We start from the raw sequence: 23,813 nt of genomic DNA, 5'->3' as shown, positions 1-23,813 counted from the left end.
TACAAGGAGGGCCGGGCAGCCGGCGGGGTGCTCGTGGATGAGGCCGAGCACCGCCGCCCGCGCCGGTTACGCTCGTCGGCCGTAGCCGGGAATCAGGCCGCGTACTGGTGGGCCGAGTAGGTCAGGTAGCCCGCGTCACCGCCCTGGAAGTACGTGGCCTCGTCGACGGGGGCGATCGGAAGCCCGCCCCGCAGCCGCTCGACCAGGTCGGGGTTGGCGAGGAAAGCGCGACCGAAGCTGATGAGATCGGCGCCCAGGCCGAGCCAGTGGTCGGCGTCGTCCCGGCTGGTCTGCTTCGGTCCCATCGGAAGGACGGGGTTCATGACGAGGGTGCCAGGCCACGCCCGGCGCAGGGCGACGAGCACCTCTTCGTCGGCGGTGGCTTCGAGGTGCACATAAGCCAGTCCGAGGGGCGCCAGTTCGGCCAGCAGCGCGGTGTAGAGCTCGCGGACTTCGGTCTCCTCGACTCCCCAGAACGTCCCGCCCGGTGAGAGTCGGATGCCGGTCCTGTCCCCGCCGACGGCCTCCACAGCGGCGGCGACGGCCTCGACGGCGAACCGGATCCGATGGGCGATCGGGCCGCCGTAGCGGTCCGTGCGCAGGTTGGCGTTGGACGAGAGGAACTGTGAGATCAGATAGCCGTTGGCGCCGTGCAGTTCCACCCCGTCGAAGCCGGCGTCGATGGCGCGACGGGCGGCTTCGGCGTACGACCGCGCGTGCTCGGGCACTTCGGCGGTGTCCAGCGCACGCGGCATCGGCGCGGGCTGGAGCCCGGTCGGGGTGAACACGTCACCGGTGGCGGGGACGGCCGAGGGCCCGACCGGCTGCAGGCCGGTGGTGTCGGCATGCGAGACCCGGCCGCCGTGCATGAGCTGGGCGAAGATCCGTCCGCCGTTGGCGTGGACGGCAGCGGTCGTGGGACGCCATGCCTCGACCTGCTCGTCGGTGTGCAGTCCCGGCGTACCTGGGTTGGACTGCCCGATCACGCTCGGCTGCACCCCCTCGCTCACGATCAGCCCGGCGGTGGCCCGCTGGGCGTAATAGGCCGCCATCGACGGCGTCGCCAGACCTCCGGCGGCGGCCCGGACCCGGGTCATCGGGGCCATGACCACCCGGTTGGGCAGCGTCAGGCCGCCGAGCCGGTAGCTGGTGAAAAGGGTCGTCACGTCAGGACTCCTTCGTGCTCCACCGTGCCCGCGTATCGGGCACGACGGCTACGCTAAAACCTCACACCGATGTCAGAGGCAAGGGTCTGTGACGCAGAACTCAGCCAGGAGGGCTTTGTGCGGATCGGGGAGCTCGCGTCACGGGCCAACGTCAGCGTCCGGTCGGTGCGTTACTACGAGGAACAGGGGCTGCTCACCAGCACCCGCAGTCCCAGCGGGCAGCGGCACTACACGGACGGCGAGGCCGAGCGGGTCACGTTCATCCAGCGGCTGTACGCCGCGGGCCTGTCCAGCCGCACCATCGCCGAGCTGCTGCCCTGCGTCGACACACCCAGCGAGGAGAACTCCGACGCCGCGCTGGAGCGGATGGCGCTGGAGCGCGAGCGGCTCTCCACGCACATCGCCGACCTCGTCCGGACCAGGGCCACGCTCGACGCACTGATGGCCACGGCTCGGGCGCACCGGGAAAACGTGGGGACGACCACGGCCGGCTGACCGCCATCCCCAGCGGCCATGGCCTCCCCGGATCGGACCCTGACCTGGTGGCGCCCGGTCGACCGGCGAATCACGCCGCGCGCTTCAACTCCGCCGCACCGAAGGAGACGTCGAAGCGGTCGCACCAGATGCTGACGCTGGTGTAGACGGCGAGGTCGACCTCGGCCGGCAGATCGTAGTTCTGCTCGCCCTTGTTGCCCTTGAGCTTGCCGAGACTGATGTGCTTCGCGTCGTCGAAGACCCGCCAGCCCGCCGTGCCCTTCTTCACCGGCGCGTCGGTGACCAGGACCCGGAGGTCGGGGCCGTTGCTGGTGTCGAGGCCCTCCAAGCGCAACGTCCGCTTCCCGTCGGCGAGTTGGAGGATGCGTACGGAACCCTTCGTGGCGTGCTCGTGGCTGATCAGCTCGCCGGTCGCGAGGACGGACGGCGTCGCCCGCTCACCGTCGGCCTTGGCGGGGGCGGTGGTCGGCAGCGCGTCGTTGACCGTCTCGTCCACCCACAGCTTCCACGGCTGGAACCAGTACAGACCCACCGCCAGCAGCAGCACCGCGACGCCGGACAGCACGATGCCCAGCGGCTTCTTCAGAAAAGTGAGCAGTGCGGTGACCGCGCGCATGATGCTGATTCCCTCTCTCGTTCCTGGAAGAGGTCGGACCCCTCGTGTCATCCAGCTAAGCGGAACAAGGGACCCTGATGCGCGCTCACGCTGATGACGAGAGTCTTACGTGGTCGGCGGATTCCGTACGGCGTCGACGGTCGCCGCCGATCACCTGATCGACCTGCTCCGTGCCTGGGAGCCGAAGGAGTAGGAACCGGTAGTGTCGCCGCTGCGCAGAGCGAGCTGACGCGAACGGGGAGAGTGGGGCACGGATGTACGTCCTGGAACCGGGGGATCCGCGGCGGATAGGGGACTTCACGCTGATCGGCAGGCTGGGTGCCGGCGGTATGGGCCAGGTGTTCCTGGGACGTTCCGCGGGCGGGCGGGCCGTGGCGGTGAAGGTGGTCAAGGCGTCGCTGGCCGAAGTTCCGGAGTTCCGGGCCAGGTTCCGTCAGGAGGTCGCCGCGCTGCACCGGGTGGGCGGCGAGGGGACGGCGCCGGTGCTGGGTGCCGATACCGAGGCCGCGGCACCGTGGGTGGCCACCGAGTACGTGCCGGGACCTGCACTGGATCAGGTCGTCGGATCGGGCTACGGGCCGCTGCCCGAGGCCACACTGCATGCCCTGGCCGGGCGGCTGTCCCGTGCGCTGGCCGCCATCCACAGCGCGGGCCTGGTCCACCGCGATCTCAAACCGTCGAACATCCTGCTGACCGTCGACGGCCCGCGCATCATCGATTTCGGCATCGCCCGGGCGCTCGACACCGCGGCGGGCAGCGTGCGTACCTCCACCGGGGTCGTGCTCGGCTCGCCCGGTTTCATGTCACCCGAGCAGGTGCGCGGGCAGCCCGTGACGCCGGCCGCCGATGTGTTCAGCCTCGGCTCCGTGCTGGTGTACGCCGCGACGGGGCGGTTGCCGTTCGGCTCGGCCGACCTGGGGCCGCACGCGCTGATGTTCCGCGCCGCCGAGGAGGAGCCGGACCTCACCGGGGTGCCGCAGACCCTGACCGGTCTGGTGACCGCCTGTCTCGACAAGGACCCGCGGCAGCGGCCGACAGCCGAACAACTCGCCGTCCGCATCCCCGAAGCGGACGGGGACAGGCCGTGGCTGCCCGCAGAGTTGCTGGCCGAACTCGGCCGGCTCGCCGCCCGGATCCTCACCGCCGAGACACCGCCGCAGGTATCCCCCGCGGAGCCACCGCAGGTACGCGCCTCCGACACACCGCCGGTGGTACTCGCCGCGCAGACACCGCCGCAGGACTCGACAGCGCCGACGCGGTCCAAGCGGCGGTGGCGGTCACTGCTCGCCGCAGTGGTGGTGCTCGCCGCGGTGGCCACGGGCACTGCACTGATCCTGCGTGACGGCGATGAGAAGGACCCCGGGGCGGGCGGCGCACCGTCAGCTTCCGCGCCGGCCTCGACGTCGGCGTCACCGAGCACCGGGCCGGGAGTCCCGGCCGACTTCGTCGGCGCCTGGGAAGGCGTGGTCGAGGGCAATTCCGATCTGCCGAAGCGGGTACTGCGGCTGGAGATCTCACCAGGGCGGCCTGGCGACAAGGTCGCCGCGTACATCGACACCGACCGTGATCTGCAGTGCACCGGGCGCAGCAAGCTGGTCTCCACCGACGCCGACACCCTGGTCGTCGGCGCGGGCCAGGTGACCGCGGGGGTGCCGCAGGGGCGCTGCAAACCGCTGTCCCAGCAGACCCTCAAGGTGCGGTCACGGGACGTGCTGGTGTGGACCTCCGGCGGCCGGACGGCCGATTTCTACCGGTCGGCCGGCGGAGGGGCCGCGGTGCCGGACCAGTACGTAGGCGTGTGGGTGCCGGCCAACGTGACCTATCGGGAGAAGGCGATGATGGCGATCACCCAGGGCCCGGTCGGTGGCCGCCTGGTGCGGCTGTCGGAGAACGCGGGCATGGATGACGGCTCGGAGCAGCTCTGCGACAGCAGTTTCGCCATCGGCGCCGTGTCCCCGGTGCTGGCACTGAGCCCGCCGACCTACACCGCGGGGTCGGGGAAGGGCTGCCGCGAGCCCTCGGCGATCTTCCTCACGGTCGGCCGCGACGGCCATCTGCTGCTGTACAGCATGGACGCGGACGCGGAACCGTCAGAGTTCGTGCGGAAGACCTGACCGCCGCCCCGCACGAGAGCGGGACTCCCCTGGATCGCAGGCCGACGCAGCGGGTCGCCCGGCGTGCTTGACCCTTCGTCACTGATCGCAGGTCGCCCCGGAGCCGGTGGGCACGGCCCGCCCGGTGTCCCGGCTCCGGGGTCCCGTTCTCAGAGGTACTCGGTCGCGGCGTCGAGGAGCCAGTCCGCGACATAGTCGGCGAACGAGGAACGGACGAGGACCCAGAAGCCCCGCTCCCGGCCTACGAGTACGACCTGCGCGCGGGCGAGCGTCGTCTGCGCGCAGCGGCCGGGGCCGAAGGCGCGGGGGTGCAGGTCGAGGGAGCAGCCGTGGGAGAGCAGGTCGCCCGCTCGGGGGCCGGCGACCAGCAGGGTGGTGCGCTGGGCGGAGACGTCCGTGACGGCGGCGGCCTCGTCGCCGACTGCCGCACGCATCCGGGTCTCCAGGCCCTGCTGAGTGCCCGGCCGGCCGACGACGAGCCATTCGTCGGGTCCCAGCCAGAGGACGGCCAGGTCACGGACGGCATCACGGGCCCGTACCGCGGTGTCGGGTTCGAGAGGGAGCGGGAGGCCGAGGGCCAGGCCGACGGCGTCGGCGGCGGGGCCCTTCGGGTCGAGGCGGACGTTGAGCTGGGCGAGGAAGGGGAGTTCGGCCAGGCGGAGGTCACCGCCGGAGGTGCGGGTGGCGGCGGCGAAGCGGTCGGCGGCGTGCGCCAGGGGGCTGTGGCGGGTGGTCCGGGTGGCGGTCTCAGCCATCGCGGCGGGCTCCCTCGGGGTCGTAGAGGACGGGGCTGGCGACGGTCACCGAGATCAGCCGGTCGCCGACGGGGGCGTAGAGCCGCTCGCCGATGCGGTCCCGGCCGCCCTTGATGAGGGCGAGCGCGAAGGTCCGGCCGAGGGCGGCGCTGCGGTAGCTGGAGGTGACGTGTCCGAGCATCGGAACGGGGGGCGCCGGGAGCACGCTGTCGGCGACGAGGTGGGTGCCCTCGGGGAGGAAGGCGCGGGGGTCCTCGGGGAGCAGGCCGACGAGGTGCTTGCGGTCGGGGCGGAGGGTGTCGGCGCGGGTGTAGGAGCGTTTGCCGACGAAGTCCGGCTTCTTCTTCGACACGACCCAGCTCATGCCCAGGTCTTGCGGGGTGACCGTGCCGTCGCTGTCCTGGCCGATGATCGGGTAGCCCTTCTCCGCGCGCAGGACGTGCATGGTCTCGGTGCCGTACGGAGTGATCCCGTACGGGGTCCCCGCTTCGTCGAGCGCCTCCCACAGGGCGAGGGCGTCCCACGGGGAGACGTTGATCTCGTAGGCCAGCTCGCCGGAGAAGCTGATCCGGCAGACCCGGGCCGTGATGCCCGCGACGGTCGTGTCGCGCCAGGCCATGAAGGGGAAGCTGTCGTTCTGCACGTCCAGGCCGGGGGCCAGGCCGCCGAGGACCGCGCGGGAGCGGGGACCGACGAGGGCGACGGTGGCCCACTGCTCGGTGACGGAGGTGCAGCGGACCCGCAGGTCGGGCCACTCGGTCTGCAGCCACTCCTCCATCCAGTCCAGCACGGCGGCGGCGTTGCCCGTGGTGGTGGTGACGATGTAGCGGTCGTCGGCGAGGCGGATGGCGGTGCCGTCGTCGAAGATCATGCCGTCCAGGCGGGCCATGACGCCGTAGCGGACCATGCCGACCTTCAGCGTGCTCATCATGTTGGTGTAGATCCGGTCGAGGAAGACCCCGGCGTCCGGGCCCTGGACGTCGATCTTGCCGAGGGTGGAGGCGTCCATGAAGGCCACGCCCTCGCGGGCGGCACGGCATTCGCGCAGGACGGCGGTCTCCATGTCCTCACCGGACAGCGGGTAGTACCACGGGCGCTTCCACTGGCCGACGTTCTCGAAGCGAGCACCGTGAGCGGTGTGCCACGGGTGGAGGGCCGTGATGCGGGCCGGGTCGTGGAGGACGCCCCGGTCGCGGCCGGCGAGGGTGGCGAAGGAGACCGGGGTGTACGGGGGCCGGAAGGTGGTCGTGCCGAGGGCGGAGATGTCGACACCGAGGAGGTGGGCGACGGTGCCGGAGGCCAGCACGCCGGAGGTCTTGCCCTGGTCGTTGGCGGTGCCTGCGGTGGTGTAGCGCTTGGTGTGCTCGACGGACCGCATGCCCGTGCCGGTGGCCCGGACGAGGTCGGCGACGGTGACGTCGCGCTGGAGGTCGACGAAGCTCGACGCCTCGGTGGCGCCCGGGACCACGTGGACGTGCGCGGGCGACGAGGCCGGTTCGGCTGCCACCGAGGGGAGTTGGGAGGCCTCTGCCGGGTGGCCCGTCGCCTCGGTCGCGCGGACTCCGGCGGCCGCACCCTCGGCGAGGACGGCGGCCAGGTCGAAGACGCCGTTGGCGGAGCCCGCCACCTCGACCGCCTGTCGGCAGCTGTCGGGGACGAAGGAGCCGAGGGCGTCGTCGTAACGGAGCGTCCCGCCGGCCTGGCTGAACAGATGCGCCACGGGGTTCCAGCCGCCGGAGACCAGGAGCAGGTCGGCGGTGAACTCGCGCTGCGGTGGACCGGACCCGCCCGATCCCACCGATCCCCGCGATCCGTCCGATCCCTGCGATCCGTCCGGCCCTTCCGGCCCTTCCGGCCCTTCCGATCCGTTCGGCGCGACGGTGACCGAGGTGAGGCGGTCCCCGCCCTGCGTGCCGGTGACCGCGTGACCCGCCAGGACTTCGAGACCAGGTACCCGCGGCCCCGGTTCGTTGCGGGTGTCGACGATCGCCACGACGTCCACGCCCGCGGCGACGAGGTCCCGGGCGGCGGCGTAGGCGCTGTCGTTGGTGGTGAAGACGACGGCCCTGCGCCCCGGGACGACTCCGTAGCGGTTGACGTAACTACGGGCCGAGGCGGCCAGCATGACGCCCGGGCGGTCGTTGTCGGCGAAGGCAAGGGAGCGCTCGTGGGCGCCCGTGGCGAGGACGACCCGGCGGGCCCGGATCCGCCAGACCCGCTCGCGGGAGACGTTGTCGGGGGCGTGGGCGCCGAGGTGGTTGGTGCGGCGCTCCACGGCGAGGAGGTGGTTGTCGTCGTAGTAGCCGAAGACGGTGGTGCGGCGCAGGACGCGCACGTCCGGGGCCGCTGCGAGCAGCGCCTCGATCTCGCCCGGCCAGGAGGGGAGTTGGCCGGTGCTGAGGAGACTGCCGCCCAGCTCGGGCTGGTCGTCGGCGAGGATGACGCGGGCGCCGCCGCGGGCGGCGGCAGCGGCCGCGGCCAGTCCGGCCGGCCCCGCGCCGACGATCAGCACGTCGCAGTGGGTGTGCACGGCGTCGTAGCGGGCGGGGTCGGGCTCGGTGGCGAGCCGTCCTCGGCCGGGGAGGCCGGTCGCCACGAGGCCGTCGTACAGCTCGACGGTCGTCGCGGGGAGCATCGGCTCGGGGAACGGCTCCTCGATCTGGATGACGGCGTTGGGCTCCTCGACGCCGGCGGAGAAGATGCCACGGGGGCGGCCGAGCTTGATGCTGGTGTTGGTCCGGATGACGCCGTTGGCGAGGAGGGCGGAGGCGAGGGTGTCGCCGGGATGGCCTTCGTAGTCGACGCCGTCGAAGGTGAACGTCAGCCGGCCGCCGCGCGCGATGCGGCCGCCGGCGGCGAGCCGGAACGGCTGGGTCTCCCCCACTGCGCCGCTTCCCGAAACCGGTGGCTCCGCCCCTGCGCCCCGAGGCTTCGTCGTCGGCTGCGGGCCGGTGCTCGCGCTGTGCTCGCCACGCGGAACGGTCTGCCCGCAACGGGGTTCGATGAACTCGTTCGTCGACGTGTCACGTACCGCGTTGAACCAGCGGCGGCACCCCGCCGAGTGCATCCAGCGCTCGGCGAAGGGCCCCTTGGGGTTGTCCCGGAAGAAGAGGTAGCGGGCCCACTGCTCGTCCGTCAGGGCCGAGGGGTCCTCGGGGTGGGCGAGGTGTGCCTGACCGCCGTAGTGGAACTCGGCCTCGTCACGGGGTCCGCACCAGGGGCATGGGATGAGCAGCATGGTTTCGGGCTCCTCAGTGGGCTACCGCGGCCGCGCCGTGCTCGTCGACGAGCGCGCCGGTGGTGAAACGGTCGAGCGAGAAGGGGGCGTTCAGGTGGTGCGGGGTGTCGTGGGCGATGGTGTGGGCGAAGACCCAGCCCACGCCGGGGGTGGCCTTGAAGCCGCCGGTGCCCCAGCCGCAGTTGAGGTACAGGTTGTCCACCGGGGTCAGCCCGACGATCGGTGAGGCGTCGGGGCTGACGTCGACGATGCCGCCCCAGGTGCGCAGCACGTGCGCGCGGGCGAAGACGGGGAAGAGTTCCAGCGCGGCGGACATCTGCTCTTCGATGATGTGGAAGGCGCCGCGCTGGGTGTAGGAGTTGTACGAGTCGATGCCCGCGCCCATGACGAGCTCGCCCTTGTGCGCCTGGCTGACGTAGACGTGCACGGCGTTGGACATCACTACGGTGGGGTGGACGGGCTCCAGCAGTTCGCTCACCAGCGCCTGCAGCGGGTGGCTCTGCAGCGGCACCTCGAAGCCCGCCATCGCGGCGAGGACCGAGGAATGGCCCGCCGAGCAGAGCGCGACCTTGCCCGCGGCGATCGGGCCGAGGGTGGTCCGCACCCCGATCACCCGGCCGCCGGCCATGTCGATGCCGGTGACCTCACAGTTCTGGATGATGTCGATGCCGGCGGCGTCCGCCGAGCGGGCGAGGCCCCAGGCGACGTGGTCGTGCTTGGCGATGCCGGCGCGGGGCTGGTAGGTGGCGCCCATGACCGGGTAGCGGACGTCCGGGGAGATGTTGACGATCGGGCAGACCTCCTGGACCTGCCGCGGGTCGAGCCACTCGGCGTCGACGCCGTTGAGGCGGTTGGCCTCGACGCGGCGGACGCTGTCGCGCACGTCCTGGAGGCTGTGGGCGAGGTTGAGGACGCCGCGCTGGGAGAAGAGGATCGGGTAGTCCAGCTCCTCCTCCAGGCCCTCCCAGAGCTTGAGCGCGTGCTCGTAGATCCCGGCGCTCTCGTCCCAGAGGTAGTTGGAGCGGATGATGGTGGTGTTGCGGGCCATGTTGCCGCCCGCGAGCCACCCCTTCTCCAGGATCGCCACATTGGTGATGCCGTGGTTCCTGGCCAGGTAGTGGGCGGTGGCGAGGCCGTGTCCGCCGCCGCCGACGATGATGACGTCGTACGACTTCTTCGGCTCGGGCGTGCGCCACAGCCAGTCGGGGTGCTCGGGGAGATCGGCACCGGGGGTACGGGGACGCTCGCGCTGGCTCATCGGGCTGCTCCGTCTCGTCGTCGGGTGCGGGCCGGCATCGGGTACGGAGCCCGGGGTTCGCGGGTGAACACGGCAGCCCCTCAGCCGCGCAGGCGCGACATGCTCGGGTCGAACAGGGGCTCCTGCGCGACCTTCGCAGCCACCCGCCGGTCGAAGTAGCCGATGTGCAGCTCACGCCCCGGCTCGGCCAGTTCGGCCGGGAGCCAGGCGTAGGCGATGCCTTTGCCGATCGTGTAGCCGTAGGCGGCGCTGGTGACGTAGCCGACGGGGCGGCCGCCGTCGTAGACGGGTTCCTTGCCCATGACGACGGCGGACGGGTCGTCGATCGTCAGGCAGGTCAGACGGCGCTTCACCGCCGCCTTGCGACGCTCGAGGGCCGCCTTGCCGATGAAGTCGGGCTTGTCGAGTTTGACGGCGAAGCCGACGCCGGCTTCGTAGGGGTCGTGCTCGTAGGTCATGTCGGTGCCGAAGGACCGGTAACCCTTCTCCAGGCGCAGGCTGTTGAAGGCGCCGCGGCCGGCGATGATGCCGCCGAGCGGCCGGGCGGCGGCCCACAGCGTGTCCCAGAGCTTCAGGCCGTGATCGGCCGTGGTGTAGAGCTCCCAGCCGAGCTCTCCGACGTACGACAGCCGCATCGCCGTGACCGGCACCGAGCCGATGTGGGCGCGCTGGGCGCGGAAGTACTTCAGGCCCTCGTTGGAGAAGTCGCGGTCGGCCAGCGGCTGGAGGACCTGGCGGGCGAGCGGGCCCCACAGGCCGATGCAGCAGGTGCCGGGGGTGATGTCGCGGACGGCGACCGAGCCGTCGGCCGGGAGGTGCCGGGTGAACCAGTCGTGGTCGAGATTGCCGTTCGCGCCGACCTGGAAGAGGTCCCGGGAGAGACGGGCGATCGTGACGTCGCTGCGGATGCCGCCGTCCTCGTCCAGGAGGAGTGTGTACGTCACCGAGCCGACGGACTTGTCGATCTTGCCGGTGGACAGCCGCTCCAGGAACGCCGCCGCACCGCGCCCGCTCACTTCGAGGCGCTTGAGGGCCGTCATGTCGTACAGGGCGACGGTCTCGCGGGTGGTCTGGGCCTCGGCACCGACGATCGGGGACCAGTAGCGGGCGGCCCAGTCGTTGGGGGTGGGGATGGAACGGCCCTCGACCAGTGCGGCGTTGGCCTCGTACCACTGGGGACGCTCCCAGCCGTTCGCCTCCAGGAAGACGGCACCGAGCTCCTGCTGCCGTCCGTAGAAGGGGCTGGTGCGGATCGGGCGCGGGGTGCCCGGCGGCTGGAGGGGGTGGAGGATGTCGTAGACCTCGACGAAGTTCTGGCAGTCGCGGGCGAGGACGTACTCGGGGGCGAGCTGGTGCGGCTCGAACCGGTTGACGTCGCACTCGTGCAGGTCGAAGGAGGAACAGTATCCGTCGACCAGCCATTCGGAGACGGCCCGCGCCACGCCGGCGGAGTGGGTGACCCAGACGGCCTCGGCGACCCAGAAGCCCTTCACCTCCGGTGACTCGCCCAGCAGGGGAAGCCCGTCGGTGGTGAAGGAGAAGAGGCCGTTGATGCCCTCCTCGATCTTGGCCTCGCGGGTGGCGGGGAGGAGGGACTGCGTCTCGGTCCAGGCGTCCGCGAAGTCGCCCTCGGTGAACTTCAGCACCGACGGCATCCCGTCGGCCGCGTCCGCTGCCTGCACCGAGCGGATGTCGTCGACGGAGACCGGCATCGGGCGGTGGCCGTAGGAGCCGATCCCGATGCGGTCGAAGCGGTCGCGGTAGTAGAGGTCGGCGTCCTGGTGGCGCAGGATCGGGCGGACGGCCTCCTCCGTCTGGCCTTCCAGGGCGGGCACCGGGCCGGTCCACGCGAGCTGGTGGGCGAGCGGGGTGAGCGGGAGGTTCATGCCGACCATGCGGGCGATCTTCGGGCCCCAGATGCCGGCGCAGCACACGACGATGTCGGCGGGGATCTCGCTCTGGTCGGTGCGGACGCCGCTGACTCTTCCGTCGCTCTGCAGTACGTCGAGGACTTCGTGGCGGGCGAGGAAGCGGACCCCGCGCTCCTTCGCCTGCCGGATCTGCGCCTCGACCGCGAGCACGGACTTGGCGAGGCCGTCCGTGGGCACCAGCAGCCCGCCCAGGACCCGCGAGGGGTCGACGAGCGGGTGGAGTTCGACGCACTCCTCGGGGCTCAGCAGCCGGGCTTCGACGCCCCAGGCGGTGATCCAGCCGTGGCGGCGGTGGAGTTCGGTGAGACGGTCGGCCGTGGTCGCCACTTCGAGGCCGCCGACCTGGAGGAAGCAGGGCTGGCCGTCGACGTCGAGGGAGCAGAGCTTCTCGACGGTGTAGCGGGCGAGTTCGGTCATCGTCTTGGAGGAGTTGGTCTGGAAGACCAGACCCGGGGCGTGCGACGAGGAGCCTCCGGTGGCGGGGAGCGGGCCCTGGTCGACGACTGTGATGTCGGTCCAGCCCGCGGCGGACAGTTCGTCCGCCAGCGCCGCTCCCACGACGCCCGCTCCGATGATGACCACTCGGGGTCCCGCCATCGCCGCACCTCCGCCTTAAAGCAGTCCGAGTTGCTTTCAGCGCAACAAGCTTCAGGTTGCGCAACTCAATGTGCCGGTCCCTCCGGGAGGTGTCAAGGGGGCAAACGACAGTGCCCGGAGGGCTGTCGGACAGCCTTCCGGGCACTGCGGTGTGCTCGCGTCGGCGCGCGTCACGCCGGGAGTCGGGCGGGGCTCCCCCGGACGTCGTCCGGGAGGTCGCCGGCGGAACGTTTCTCCCGCCACCCGACAGGTCACTTCAGCCAGGCGGCCACCTTGTCGCCATTGGCCTCGACCCACTTCTTCGCCGCCGCCTCGTCCGACATCTTGTCGACGGCGATGTACTTCGCGACGAGGTTCTGATCGTCATTGGTCCACGAGAAACTCTTGACCAGGCTGTAGGCAGGACTGCCCGACGCGGCGAACTTGGTACTGACGATCTTGTCCAGGTCGTACACGGGATAGTCGCAGGCGACCGCCGCCGCGACGGCGTCGCAGCCCTCCTTGTAAGGGGGCAGATCGACCTTGACCAGCGGCACCTCGGAGAGGAACCACTGCGGCTCGTAGAAGTAGCCGAGGATCCACTCCTGCTTCTTCTCGGCCTGCCGGAAGGCCTGGATGAGCGCGGTCTCGCTGCCCGCGTACACCACCTTGAAGTTCAGGTTCAGATTCTTCACCAGCGCCGCGTCATTGGTGACGTACGACGGGTCGCCGTCCAGCAGCTGGCCATGGCTGCCCGACTCCGAGGTCTTGAACTGCGACGCGTACTTGTTGAGGTTCTTGTAACTGGTGATGTCCGGGTACTTCTTCGCCAGCCACGGCGGTACGTACCAGCCGATGACCCCGTTGTTGCCGGTCGGGCCGGCCGCGACGGCGGTCTTCTGATCGGTGATGTACTTCTTCTTCAGGTCGTCATGGCCCCAGTTCTCCAGGACCGCGTCGACCTCACCGGTCCCGAAGCCCTGCCACGCGACCTCCTCCTTGAGGTCCTTCTTCTTGACCGTACAGCCGAGTTTGTGCTCCGCGACGTAGGCGACGACCGCCGCGTCCGCCTCGTAGCCGACCCACGGATTGACGGCGAGGTTGAAGGTGCCGCACTTGCCGCCGCCCGAGCTGGCGCCCGCGTCGGAGGGGGTGTCACCGACCTTGGCACCGCCGCAGGCGGTGAGAGCCAGACCCAGTACCGTCAGTCCGGCGGCGCCGGCGCGCCATCTCGCGGAACGGGTACCCGCGACGAGGTGTATTGCCATGTGTCGTGCTCCTTTTGACTGCCTAGTGCCGACGGCCGTTCACCGCCGTGGTACGGCGCGCCGCCGCCTGTGTGATCCCGTCGAACATGACGCCGAGCAGCACGATGGCGAGTCCCGCCGCCAGCCCCTTGCCGTAGAGCTCTCCTTGCGAGAAACCGGCTACGACGTCGTAGCCGAGGGCGCCCGCACCGACCAGGCCGCCCACAACAACCATCGACAGCACGTAGATCAGGCCCTGGTTGACAGCGAGAGCCAGGGCGCTGCGTGACATCGGCAGTTGGACTTTGGTGATGATCTGCCAGGTGTTGGACCCGGCAGCCGTGGCCGCCTCGACGGTGGTCTCCGGTACGGCCCGCACCCCGTCTGCGATGATCTTCATCGTGACGGGCGCGGCATAGACGACCGCGGCGACGATCGCGGTGAACCGGGTCGCCCCGAACAGTGCGAGGAACGGCACCAGATAGACGAACGGCGGCATGACCTGCGCCGCGTCCAGGCTGGGCCGGATGAGCCGGTCGGCCATCGGGCTGCGTCCCATCCAGACGCCCACCACGACCCCGAGGGCCATCACCAGCACCGTCGCCACGGCGGTCGACGCCAGCGTCGTCATGCTGTCCGACCACATGCCGGTGCCGACGAGGAGGGCCACGCACGCCCCGGCCGTCACTCCGGCCCGCCGGCCGCCCAGTACGGCTCCGACGGCGACCAGGACGGCGCCGACCAGCCACCACGGGGAGTCGGTCAGCAGCGACTGGAAGGGGTTGAGCAGTCCGTTGGTGACGGTGTCGCGGAGGGCGTTCGTCATCCCGGAGAGATGGTCCTGCGCCCAGTTGGTCACGGTGTCCGCCGCACTGGCGATGGTGCTTCCGGTACTGCCCTCGCCGGGGAACTCCGCCGCCCACACGTAGGTGTGCGACAGGTACACCAGGACCGCCGCCGCCACGCCGCCCGCCACCAGCAGGTGCCGGCGCCACTTCAGGAAGTGCCCACCCGGGTGGCCGGCCGTCCGGCCCCTCCCCCGGCCTTCGGCAGCGGGGACCCCCGTCGCGCTCCGCTCGCTGGCCGCCGTCGTCACACGGTCGAGGACGATGGCCATGACGACGATGGCGAGACCGGCGTTGAACGCCGTTCCGACGTCCAGCGACTGCAGGGCCTTGACCACGGTCTTGCCGAGCCCGGGTGCGTCGATCAGCGCGGCGATGGTGACCATGGCCAGGGCAGCCATGATGGTCTGGTTGATGCCCATCACCACGGTCCGCTTGGACATCGGCAACAGCACCTTGGTGAGCGTCTGGCGCCGCATGGAGCCCAGCGAGTAGGCCGCCTCGACCGTGGTCTCCGGAACGGTCCGGATGGCGTGCGCGGTGATGCGGATCGCGGGAGGCGCCGCGTAGATCAGCGTGGCGATCGTGGCGGAGGCCGGCCCGATGAGGAAGAAGAGCGTGAGCGGGGCGAGATAGACGAAGGTCGGCATCGTCTGCATGAAGTCCAGGAACGGCGTCATGATCCGGTTGGCCCGGTCGGACATCCCGGCCCACACGCCGAGCGGGATGCCGATGAGGAGCGAGACGAAGACCGCCGACAGGGTCAGCGCCAGGGTGTCCATGCTCTCCTGCCACAGCCCCTGCAGCCCGAAGAAGGTGAAGCCGGCCATGGCGAGCAGCGCGACCCGCACGTTGCCCAGGGCCCAGGAGAGGTAGCCGACGATGCCGACGACACCGAGCCACCCGATCTGCGGGACCCCGCGGCCGCCCGAGGACTGGGAGATCAGCGACTGGATGAACGTCACCAGGTTGTCGATGACCAGCCGGATCTCGTTGAAGAAGTAGAGGAAGAGCGGGTTGCTGTTGCGATCGGCGCCGATCGAGTCGTTGACGTCGTTGAACCAGCGGTGCAGTCCGGTCAGGTCGGCCGCCGCCAGCGCGAGTGTCTGGTGGCCGCGGAACACGGCGAAGATCACCAGCCAGAGGGCCAGGATGCCGGCGATGACGAACCGGCGCGGGATGGCGCGGATCGCCCCCAGCCTCGTGGGCGCCTCGGCGACGACGGCCATCACGCGCCGCCTTCCGCGCCCGCGATCACCGCGAGGATCTCCTCGTCGCCGATGACCCCCAGCAGCTTGCCGTTCTCGACGACCTTGACCGGCTTCACCGCCTCGAACACCGCCCGGGTCGCGTCCCTCACCACCACGTCCGGGCCGAACTCGGGTCCGTCGAGGTCGTCGTCAGGTCCCGCCGGGCGCATGATCCAGCGCAGCGTCAGGACATCGGCGCGCGGCACGTCCTTCACGAAGTCGCGGACGTAGTCGTCGGCGGGGGCGCCGACCAGTTCGGCGCCCGTCCCGCACTGGACGGTCTTGCCGTCGCGCATGATCAGGATGCGGTCGCCCAGCTTGAGCGCCTCGGACAGGTCGTGGGTGACGAAGACCATGGTCTTGCCGACCTCGTGGTGCAGGCGGATGACCTCGTTCTGCATGTCCCGCCGGATCATCGGGTCCAGCGCCGAGAACGGCTCGTCGAAGAGCAGCACGTCCGGATCGCCGGCGAGCGCCCGGGCGAGGCCGACGCGCTGCTGCATTCCGCCGGAGAGCTGGTCGGGGTAGGAGTTCTCATAGCCGGACAGGCCCACCAGCTCGACGACCTCCAGCGCGCGCTTGGTGCGCTCGGCCTTGCCCATGCCGCGGATCTCCAGGCCGTACGAGACGTTGTCCACCACGCACCGGTGCGGCAGCAGCCCGAAGTGCTGGAAGACCATGGAGAACTTGTGCCGGCGCAGCTCCCGCAGCCGCTTGGGGTCGGCGTCGCGGATGTCCTCGCCCTCGAAGACGACCTGGCCGGCGGTCGGTTCGATCAGCCGCGTCAGACATCGCACGAGGGTGGACTTGCCCGAGCCGGACAGGCCCATGACCACGAAGACCTCGCCGGGCGACACGTCGAAGCTCACGTCCCGGACCGCCGCAGTGCATCCCGCACGGTCCATGAGTTCGCGGCGCGACAGGCCGCACAACTCCTCGGACTGCGGCACCTTTTCGGCCTTCGGCCCGAACACTTTCCACAGCCCGCGCACGGAGATGACCGGGGTCCGGTCCTGATCCGGGTCCTGGGACCTGTCGCGCCGCCGCGACACCTCGGTCTGTGCTGGGATCACTGTCGACCTCTCTCCATGCTTCAGGTGTTCGGCCTTCCGGGCTTCAGGTTTCGGGCCTTCGGCGCTTCAGCTGCGGAACCAGAGCTGCGGCCGCGGTCGGATGTTCTGCCAGATGTGCTTGGGCTCGCGGTACTCGTCCAGGCCGGCAGGTCCCAGCTCCCGGCCCACGCCCGACTGCCCGAATCCGCCCACTCCGCCTGCGGCACATAGGGGTGGTAGTCGTTGATCCATACGGTGCCGTGGCGCAGCCGCCGGGCGACTCGCTGTGCCTTGCCCGCGTCCTGCGTCCAGACGGCACCGGCCAGTCCGAAGTCCGTGTCGTTGGCTATGCGTACGGCTTCGTCCTCGGCGTTCTCGCCGCCGCTGAACCGCTCGACGGTCAGCACCGGGCCGAAGGACTCCTCGTGCACCACGCGCATGTCCTGGGTGCAGTCGTCGAGAACGGTCGGCGGGTAGTAGAAGCCGTCCGCGAGCGCTGGGTCGTCCGGGCGGGCGCCGCCGCAGCGCAGGACGGCGCCTTCGGCGATGCCGGCGGCGACGTAGGCCTCGACCTTGTCGCGGTGGGCGGCGGAGATCAGTGCGCCGGTCTCGGCCGCGGCGTCGAAGGGTCCGCCGAGGCGGATCTGCCGCGCGCGGCGTACGACCTCGTCGACGAGGGCGTCGTGGAGCGAGTCCTCGACGATCAGCCGGGCGCCCGCCGAGCAGACCTGGCCCGAGTGCAGGAAGACGGCCGTGAGCGCGAAGTCCACGGCCGTCTCGAAGTCCGCATCGGCGAATATGACGTTGGGGTTCTTGCCACCCAGTTCCAGCGCGACCTTCTTCACCGTCGCGGCGGCCGTGGCCATGATCCGTTTCCCGGTCTCCAGCCCGCCGGTGAAGGACACCATGTCCACGTCCGGATGCTCGGACAGCGGCGCCCCTACCTCCGGTCCGGTGCCCAGGACCAGGTTGGCGGCCCCGGCGGGGAGCCCGGCCTCCTCCAGCGCCCGCATGAGCAGGATCGAGGTGGACGGGGTCAGCTCACTGGGCTTCAGGACGAGGGTGTTGCCCGCGGCGAGGGCCGGCGCGACCTTCCAGGAGGCCTGGAGGAGAGGGTAGTTCCACGGGGTGATCAGGCCGCAGACGCCGATCGGCTCGTAGACGATCCGGCTGATGGCGTCGTCGCGGCCGGTGTCGATGACCCGGCCCGCGCTGGTGCCCGCGACCCCGCCGTAGTAGCGGAAACAGGAGACGACATCCGCGATGTCGTACTCGCTCTCCACCAGCCGCTTGCCGGTGTCGAGCGACTCGGCCCTGGCGAATTCCTTCGCGTCCCGTTCCAGGATGTCCGCCACGCGAAGGAGCAGCGCCCCGCGGTCCCGCTCCGGTGTGCCCGGCCACGGTCCCGAGTCGAAGGCGCGGCGGGCTGCGAGGATCGCGGCCTCGGTGTCGGCCCGCGTGCCCTCGGCCACGCTCGCGACGAGTGTGCCGTCGGCCGGGCAGCGAATCTCCCGGCGGCCGCCCGCAACCGGGGCTCGCCACTCACCGTCCAGATACAGGTCCGCCACGCGATGAGCCCTTCAGACGAATCCGTTGCGCATAGCGCATCGAATTGCTTGTGGTGGAACACCCTGGCCGAACGGGTGGCGCGCGTCAAGGGGTTGATACCTGCGGGCTTCACCTCTTGACCGCAGGCCGCGCGGGGCTGGACCATGTTGCGTATCACTCACTCTGTTGCTCATTACGCACCAGCGGAGGTCGTCAATGTCCCCTCGCCCCCAACCCGGCCACGAGTACGTCCTCACGCTCGCGTGCCCGGACCGGGCCGGCATCGTCCATGCGGTGAGCGGCTTCCTCGTACGGAACTCCGGCAACATCCTGCAGAGCCAGCAGTTCGACGAGCGGCTCAAGGGCCGGTACTTCATGAGGGTCCACTTCGACATTTCCGATCCGGACACCGGTCTGGAAACTCTGCGTTGCCGATTCGGCCCGGTCGCCGAGGCGTACGGGATCCGGTGGACGCTGCGGGACGCGAGCACCCCGACCCGCACGCTGATCATGGTGTCCAAGTTCGGGCACTGCCTCAACGACCTGCTCTTCCGGCAGCGGACCGGCGCCCTCAACATCGAGATCCCGGCGATCGTCTCCAATCACCGGGAGTTCGAAGGGCTCGCGGAGACGTACGGCGTGCCGTTCCTTCACGTGCCGGTGACGCGGGAGACCAAGGCCGAGGCGGAGGCGCGGCTGCTGGAGCTGGTGCGCGAGCTCGACATCGAGCTGGTGGTGCTGGCCCGCTACATGCAGGTCCTCTCCGATGACCTGTGCAAGCAGTTGGAGGGGCGGGCGATCAACATCCACCACTCCTTCCTCCCGAGCTTCAAGGGCGCGCGCCCCTACAACCAGGCGTACGACCGCGGGGTCAAGCTGGTCGGGGCGACCGCGCACTACGTCACCCCGGAACTCGACGAAGGGCAGATCATCGAGCAGGACGTGGTCCGCGTCGACCACTCGCTCGACCCGGAGGAGCTGGTGACGGTGGGCCGCGATGTCGAGGCGCAGGTACTCGCGCACGCGGTGAAGTGGCACAGCGAGAACCGCGTCATGATCGACGGGAACCGCACGGTGGTCTTCCGCTGACGCAGGTCGTACGCGCGCGCCGGCACCCTCTCCCAGGGAGGGGAGGGCATCAGCCGTCGGCGCGCTCGAGCATCGCGCGGCGCCAGCGCTCGGTCTCGGCGATCTGGTTGAACGTGAAGACGTGCAGCCCCGCCACCGCCGCTGACGGAGCCGTCAGCGCGGGCGCCGTGCGCGTGAGGAACCGCTCCGGCGAGTAGCCGCCGGGCGCGGAGAGCCGGACGAACCACGAGGCGTGCCGGGCCAGGAAGCGCGTCGACTCGCCCACGCCGATCTTGGTGGCCATGGCGAGCAGCTTCGTACGCTCGACCGGCCCGGCCACCCCCACATGCACCGGGAGCGCGACGCCGCGCCGCCGGATACGGCCGACCCACTCCCCCAGGACCTGCGGGTCGAAGCACAGGTTGCTGACGATGTACGTGGCGTGGACGTGCTTCTCCCACATGGCCTGGATGGTGATGTCGTCGTCGATCAGGGGATGTCGCTCGGGATAGCCGGTGATGCCGACATGGCGGAAGGGGCTGCCCAGCTCGCTCAACTGCCGCAGCACGGGCAGGGCCCCCTCGTACGCACCCGCCGAGGGGTTCGCGTCGCCGGCCGGGACGAAGACGTCCTCGACGCCGGCGGCCCGGAGCCGGTCGGCGATCTCCGCGACGTGCGCACCGTCGCGCAGGAGGCGTGCGGGCACGTGCGGGACGACGCGGTAGCCCTGGCCCGCGAGCCGGACGGTGAGGTCCAGGGTGGGGTCGAGGCCCTTGACCGGCGACGCGGTGACGGTGATCACCACGTCGCGCGGGACATGGGCGAGGACCTGGTCCTCGGTGGGGCCGGCCGGCAGGACCTCGTAGCGGACCCGCTCCAGCAGGGTCCTCACCGCGGGTCGCGGTGGCGGTAGTACGCCGCCTTGGAGGGCGGCAGGGGGTCCTTGCCGAGGATGAGGTCGGCGGCCCTTTCGGCGATCATCATCGTGGGGGCGTAGATGTTGCCGTTGGTGACGTAGGGCATGACGGACGCGTCCACGACGCGCAGTCCCTGGACGCCGTGCACCCGCAGGCTGTCCGGGTCCACGACCGCCATGTCATCGGTCCCCATCTTGCACGTGCAGGACGGATGCAGGGCCGTCTCGCCCTCCTTGGCGACCCAGTCCAGGATCTCCTCGTCCGTCGCGACCGACGGCCCGGGCGAGACCTCCCCGGCGTTGTACGGCTCCATGGCGGGCTGGTTGAGCAGCTTGCGGGCCACCCGGATCGCCTCGACCCACTCCCGCCGGTCCTGTTCGGTCGACAGGTAGTTGAAGCGGAGCGCCGGATGCTCGCGCGGGTCGCTGCTCTTGATCTTCACCGAACCGATGGCGTCGGAGTACATGGGCCCGACGTGCACCTGGTAGCCGTGCCCGCCCGCCGGCGCGGAACCGTCGTACCGGACCGCGATCGGCAGGAAGTGGAACATCAGGTTGGGGTAGGCGACGTCCTCGTTGCTGCGGGCGAAGCCCCCCGCCTCGAAGTGGTTGGTGGCGGCCGGGCCCTTGCGGAACAGCCACTGCAGACCGATGAAGGGGTAGCGCCACTTCTTCATGTACGGCTGCATGGAGACCGGCTGCTTGCACGCGTACTGGACGTAGACCTCGAGGTGGTCCTGCATGTTCTCGCCGACGCCCGGCAGATCGTGGACGACGTCGATGCCGAGTTCGCGCAGCTCCTCCGCCTTGCCGACACCGGAGAGCTGCAGCAGCTGGGGTGAGTTGATGGCACCGCCGCACAGGATGACCTCGCCGGCCCGTACCTGCTGCGGCTTGCCGCGACCGCGCTGGTACTCCACGCCGACCGCGCGCTTGCCCTCGAACAGGACACGGGTGACGAGCGCCCGGGTCATGACCGTGAGGTTGGGCCGCTTCATGACGGGGTGCAGATAGGCCTTGGCGGCGGACAGCCGACGGCCCCGGTGGACGTTGCGGTCGAAGGCGGCGAAGCCCTCCTGGCGGTAGCCGTTGACGTCGTCCGTGAGCGGGTAGCCGGCTTCCTGGACGGACGCGAGGAACGCGGGGAACAGCGGGCTGGAGGCGGGTCCGCGCTCGAGGACGAGCGGGCCGTCGTGACCACGGAACTCATCGTCCTGGTCGGCGGCCAGGCAGTTCTCCATGCGCTGGAAGTAGGGCAGACAGTGGGAGTAGTCCCACTTCTCCATCCCCGGGTCGGCGGCCCAGCGCTCGTAGTCCAGGGGGTTGCCGCGCTGGAAGATCATGCCGTTGATGCTGCTGGAGCCGCCGAGGACCTTGCCGCGTGCGTGGTAGACGCGGCGGCCGCCCATGTGGGGCTCGGGTTCCGACTCGTACTTCCAGTCGTAGAAGCGGCTGCCGATGGGGAACGTGAGGGCGGCGGGCATCTGGATGAAGATGTCCCAGGGGTAGTCGGAGCGGCCGGCTTCGAGCACCAGCACGCGGTTGGCCGGATCGGCGGAGAGCCGGTTGGCCAGCGCGCTGCCGGCCGAGCCTCCGCCGACGATGACGAAGTCGTACTGCAAGGGAGCCATGGCTGTCTCGTCTCGCTCGCGCCGTCGATACGCGAGGCATGCTAGTACGAGTACCGCCATACGCACTAGGTTGCGTGCCACGCAACTTGGCGGGTCGCGGTTCCCCTTTCACTTCCTCCGGGCCGTTGTTTACCGCGCGTATAGTTCCGCTATGGGCAACTTCAGCGCAGATAACGAAACAGCCGGACCGCAGACCGGCGGCGTCCAGTCCGTCGACCGCGCGATCAGCGTCCTGGAGATCCTGGCTCAGCGCGGCGAGGCCGGTGTGAGCGAAGTGGCCGCGGAGATCGACGTGCACAAGTCGACCGCGTTCCGGCTGCTGGGCGCCCTGGAGGCGCGCGGCCTGGTGGAGCAGGCCGCCGAGCGCGGCAAATACCGGCTCGGTTTCGGGATCGTCCGGCTGGCCGGCGCGGTCACCGGACGGATCGACATCACCCAGCAGGGACGCCCGGTCTGTGAACGGCTCGCCGAGGAGCTCGAGGAGACCGTCAACATCGCGGTCATGGAGAAGCAGTTCGCGATCAACCTCTTCCAGGTGCGCGGCCCGGCCGCCGTCAGCGCGCACAACTGGGTCGGCCAGCTGACCCCGCTGCACGCCACGTCCAGCGGCAAGATCCTGCTGGCCCACCTGCCCGCCGGCGAACGGGCCGAGCTGCTCGTGGAGGCGGGCCTGGAGAAGCTCACGCCGCGCACCCTGACCTCGAAGACCAAGCTGGAGAAGAACCTCGCCGAGGCCCGGGAGCGCGGCTACGCCTGGACCCTGGAGGAGCTGGAGGTAGGCCTGCACGCCATGGCCGCGCCCGTCCGCTCCCGCGACGGCGAGGTCATCGCGGCGGTCACCGTGTCCGGGCCGTCCTACCGCTTCACCGAGGAGCGGATGCACGAGCTGGCACCGGCACTGATCAGGGGAGCCGCGGAGATCAGCCACCGCATGGGCTACCTCGGCTGAGGAGCCGCCCCCAGCCGCTCCTGGACCCACTCGTGGAAGGCGCCGATGTGGTGCTCGCTGGGGACCAGGACGCCGCCCTTGGCGTACAGGCGGGAGCTCATGGCGGGCTGGCAGCGCTCGCAGGCGTCGAAGTCCTGCCGGTTGACGCGGTCGAAGAGCTCGACGGAGCGGCTGACGTCCCTGCCGCTGTCCACGACGTCCTTGAGGTAGAGCCAGTCGCACTCGACGATCGTGCGGTCGGCGGCGACGGGGTACATCCGGTGGAAGATGACATGGTCCGGCACGAGGTTGATGAAGACCTGCGGCTGGACGGTGATCGCGTAGTAGCGGCGGTCCTGGTCGGGGGACACACCCGGTATCCGGTCCAGGCCTTCGGTGCCGTCGACTGTGAAGCCCTGGATGTCCGAGCCGAACTCGGCGCCGTGGCCGACGTAGTACTGGGCGGCGTAGCCGTCGGCGAACTCCGGTAGGACCTCGGTGAGTTCGGGGTGGATCGTCGCGCAGTGGTAGCACTCCATGAAGTTCTCGATGATGAGCTTCCAGTTCGCCTTGACGTCGTAGACGATCCGCTTGCCGACCGCGAGATTGTCGATGTCGTAGTGCTCGATCGGCTCCACATCGCCCAGCCGCTCCACGACCGCGCCGATGACCTGCTCCTCGAAGGAGGGCGGCTCCTCGGCCAGGCACACCCAGACGTAGCCGAGCCATTCCCGGACGTGCACACCCACCAGGCCGTACTCGGTACGGCCGACGTCCGGCATCTTGGTGAGGTTGGGGGCGGCGATCAGCTTGCCCGTGAGGTCGTACGTCCAGGCGTGGTAAGGGCACTGGAAGGCCCGGCTGACCTCGCCCGACTCCTCGGTGCGGAGCTTTGCACCACGGTGCCGGCAGACGTTGAAGAAGGCGCGGATCGCGTTGTCGCGGGAGCGGGTGACGAGGATGCTCTCACGGCCCACCTCGACGGTCCGGAAGGCGCCGGGCCTGGCGAGTTCGGAAGCGCGCGCGACGCAGAACCACATCGTTTCGAAGATGCGCTCCTGCTCCTGGGCGAAGACCTCCGGATCGGTGTAGCAGGAGCCGGGGAGGGTGGCGATCAGGCTGTCCGGCAGGCTGGTCGATGTCACGTGGGCACTCCCCGGGGATGTTGTGTGATGTGCA

General features: G+C 70.3%; 16 protein-coding genes and 1 pseudogene. 4 read left to right on the top strand and 13 right to left on the bottom strand.

Translation table 11 applies throughout. The annotated features are described in order from the left end of the window. Nucleotides 1–92: 92 nt before the first annotated feature. Nucleotides 93–1,166 (bottom strand): alkene reductase, encoded by a 1,074-nt coding sequence (locus LNW72_RS39255; RefSeq protein ID WP_250979801.1) that lies wholly within the window; start codon nt 1,164–1,166, stop codon nt 93–95. 117 nt (nt 1,167–1,283) lie between these two features. On the opposite strand from LNW72_RS39255, the gene LNW72_RS39250 reads away from it, so the two are divergent. Continuing rightward, nucleotides 1,284–1,661: a MerR family transcriptional regulator gene (locus LNW72_RS39250; RefSeq protein ID WP_250980477.1), complete on the top strand. Its 378-nt coding sequence runs from the start codon at nt 1,284–1,286 to the stop codon at nt 1,659–1,661. Nucleotides 1,662–1,731: 70 nt separating this feature from the next. On the opposite strand, the gene LNW72_RS39245 is transcribed toward LNW72_RS39250, so the two are convergent. Then, nucleotides 1,732–2,277: a DM13 domain-containing protein gene (locus LNW72_RS39245; protein WP_250979800.1), complete on the bottom strand. Its 546-nt coding sequence runs from the start codon at nt 2,275–2,277 to the stop codon at nt 1,732–1,734. A 254-nt stretch (nt 2,278–2,531) separates the two neighbouring features. On the opposite strand from LNW72_RS39245, the gene LNW72_RS39240 reads away from it, so the two are divergent. Then, nucleotides 2,532–4,391, top strand: a complete 1,860-nt coding sequence (locus LNW72_RS39240) for a serine/threonine-protein kinase (RefSeq protein ID WP_250979799.1) — start codon at nt 2,532–2,534, stop codon at nt 4,389–4,391. 149 nt (nt 4,392–4,540) lie between these two features. On the opposite strand, the gene LNW72_RS39235 is transcribed toward LNW72_RS39240, so the two are convergent. The 8 genes and pseudogenes from LNW72_RS39235 to LNW72_RS39200 all read right to left on the bottom strand — a co-directional run bounded on the left by LNW72_RS39235 (nt 4,541) and on the right by LNW72_RS39200 (nt 18,111). Continuing rightward, on the bottom strand, nt 4,541–5,146 hold the full coding sequence (locus LNW72_RS39235) for a sarcosine oxidase subunit gamma (protein WP_250979798.1): 606 nt from the start codon (nt 5,144–5,146) through the stop codon (nt 4,541–4,543). After that, a complete protein-coding gene (locus LNW72_RS39230; protein ID WP_250979797.1) occupies nt 5,139–8,384 on the bottom strand; it encodes a sarcosine oxidase subunit delta in 3,246 nt (1,081 codons plus the stop codon). The genes LNW72_RS39235 and LNW72_RS39230 overlap by 8 nt, the downstream gene beginning before the upstream one ends. Nucleotides 8,385–8,397: 13 nt before the next feature. Further along, nucleotides 8,398–9,642 carry a sarcosine oxidase subunit beta family protein gene (locus tag LNW72_RS39225; RefSeq protein ID WP_250979796.1) on the bottom strand — a complete coding sequence of 415 codons (1,245 nt, stop codon included), beginning with the start codon at nt 9,640–9,642 and terminating at the stop codon, nt 8,398–8,400. An 80-nt stretch (nt 9,643–9,722) separates the two neighbouring features. After that, nucleotides 9,723–12,170: an FAD-dependent oxidoreductase gene (locus LNW72_RS39220; RefSeq protein ID WP_250979795.1), complete on the bottom strand. Its 2,448-nt coding sequence runs from the start codon at nt 12,168–12,170 to the stop codon at nt 9,723–9,725. A 251-nt stretch (nt 12,171–12,421) separates the two neighbouring features. After that, entirely contained in the window at nt 12,422–13,417 is a 996-nt protein-coding gene (locus LNW72_RS39215) for an ABC transporter substrate-binding protein (RefSeq protein ID WP_250979794.1), read from the bottom strand. 22 nt (nt 13,418–13,439) lie between these two features. Further along, a complete protein-coding gene (locus LNW72_RS39210) occupies nt 13,440–15,470 on the bottom strand; it encodes an ABC transporter permease subunit (protein ID WP_250979793.1) in 2,031 nt (676 codons plus the stop codon). After that, the gene (locus tag LNW72_RS39205) at nt 15,470–16,564 is read right to left on the bottom strand and encodes a glycine betaine/L-proline ABC transporter ATP-binding protein (RefSeq protein ID WP_250979792.1); all 1,095 of its coding nucleotides are present in this window, start codon (nt 16,562–16,564) and stop codon (nt 15,470–15,472) included. The genes LNW72_RS39210 and LNW72_RS39205 overlap by 1 nt, the downstream gene beginning before the upstream one ends. A gap of 66 nt (nt 16,565–16,630) precedes the next feature. Beyond that, nucleotides 16,631–18,111: pseudogene (locus LNW72_RS39200) on the bottom strand (aldehyde dehydrogenase family protein). 196 nt (nt 18,112–18,307) lie between these two features. Here LNW72_RS39200 and purU point away from each other — a divergent pair. Then, nucleotides 18,308–19,180, top strand: a complete 873-nt coding sequence (gene purU, locus LNW72_RS39195) for a formyltetrahydrofolate deformylase (protein WP_250979791.1) — start codon at nt 18,308–18,310, stop codon at nt 19,178–19,180. A gap of 49 nt (nt 19,181–19,229) precedes the next feature. Here purU and LNW72_RS39190 read toward each other — a convergent pair whose 3' ends face one another. Both LNW72_RS39190 and betA read right to left on the bottom strand, forming a co-directional pair. After that, nucleotides 19,230–20,051: a methylenetetrahydrofolate reductase gene (locus LNW72_RS39190; protein ID WP_250979790.1), complete on the bottom strand. Its 822-nt coding sequence runs from the start codon at nt 20,049–20,051 to the stop codon at nt 19,230–19,232. After that, on the bottom strand, nt 20,048–21,706 hold the full coding sequence (betA, locus tag LNW72_RS39185; RefSeq protein ID WP_250979789.1) for a choline dehydrogenase: 1,659 nt from the start codon (nt 21,704–21,706) through the stop codon (nt 20,048–20,050). The genes LNW72_RS39190 and betA overlap by 4 nt, the downstream gene beginning before the upstream one ends. A gap of 151 nt (nt 21,707–21,857) precedes the next feature. Between betA and LNW72_RS39180 the strand changes: the two genes are divergently transcribed. After that, entirely contained in the window at nt 21,858–22,655 is a 798-nt protein-coding gene (locus LNW72_RS39180; RefSeq protein ID WP_250979788.1) for an IclR family transcriptional regulator, read from the top strand. Here the strand turns inward: LNW72_RS39180 and LNW72_RS39175 are convergent. Further along, nucleotides 22,643–23,779, bottom strand: coding sequence for an aromatic ring-hydroxylating dioxygenase subunit alpha (locus LNW72_RS39175; RefSeq protein WP_250979787.1), 1,137 nt, complete (start codon nt 23,777–23,779; stop codon nt 22,643–22,645). The two genes, LNW72_RS39180 and LNW72_RS39175, sit on opposite strands and share 13 nt — an antisense overlap. Nucleotides 23,780–23,813 lie beyond the last annotated feature (34 nt).

It is taken from the genome of Streptomyces sp. RKAG293 (genome assembly GCF_023701745.1).
GTDB lineage: Bacteria > Actinomycetota > Actinomycetes > Streptomycetales > Streptomycetaceae > Actinacidiphila.
This window is presented reverse-complemented; position numbering and strand designations above follow the sequence as displayed.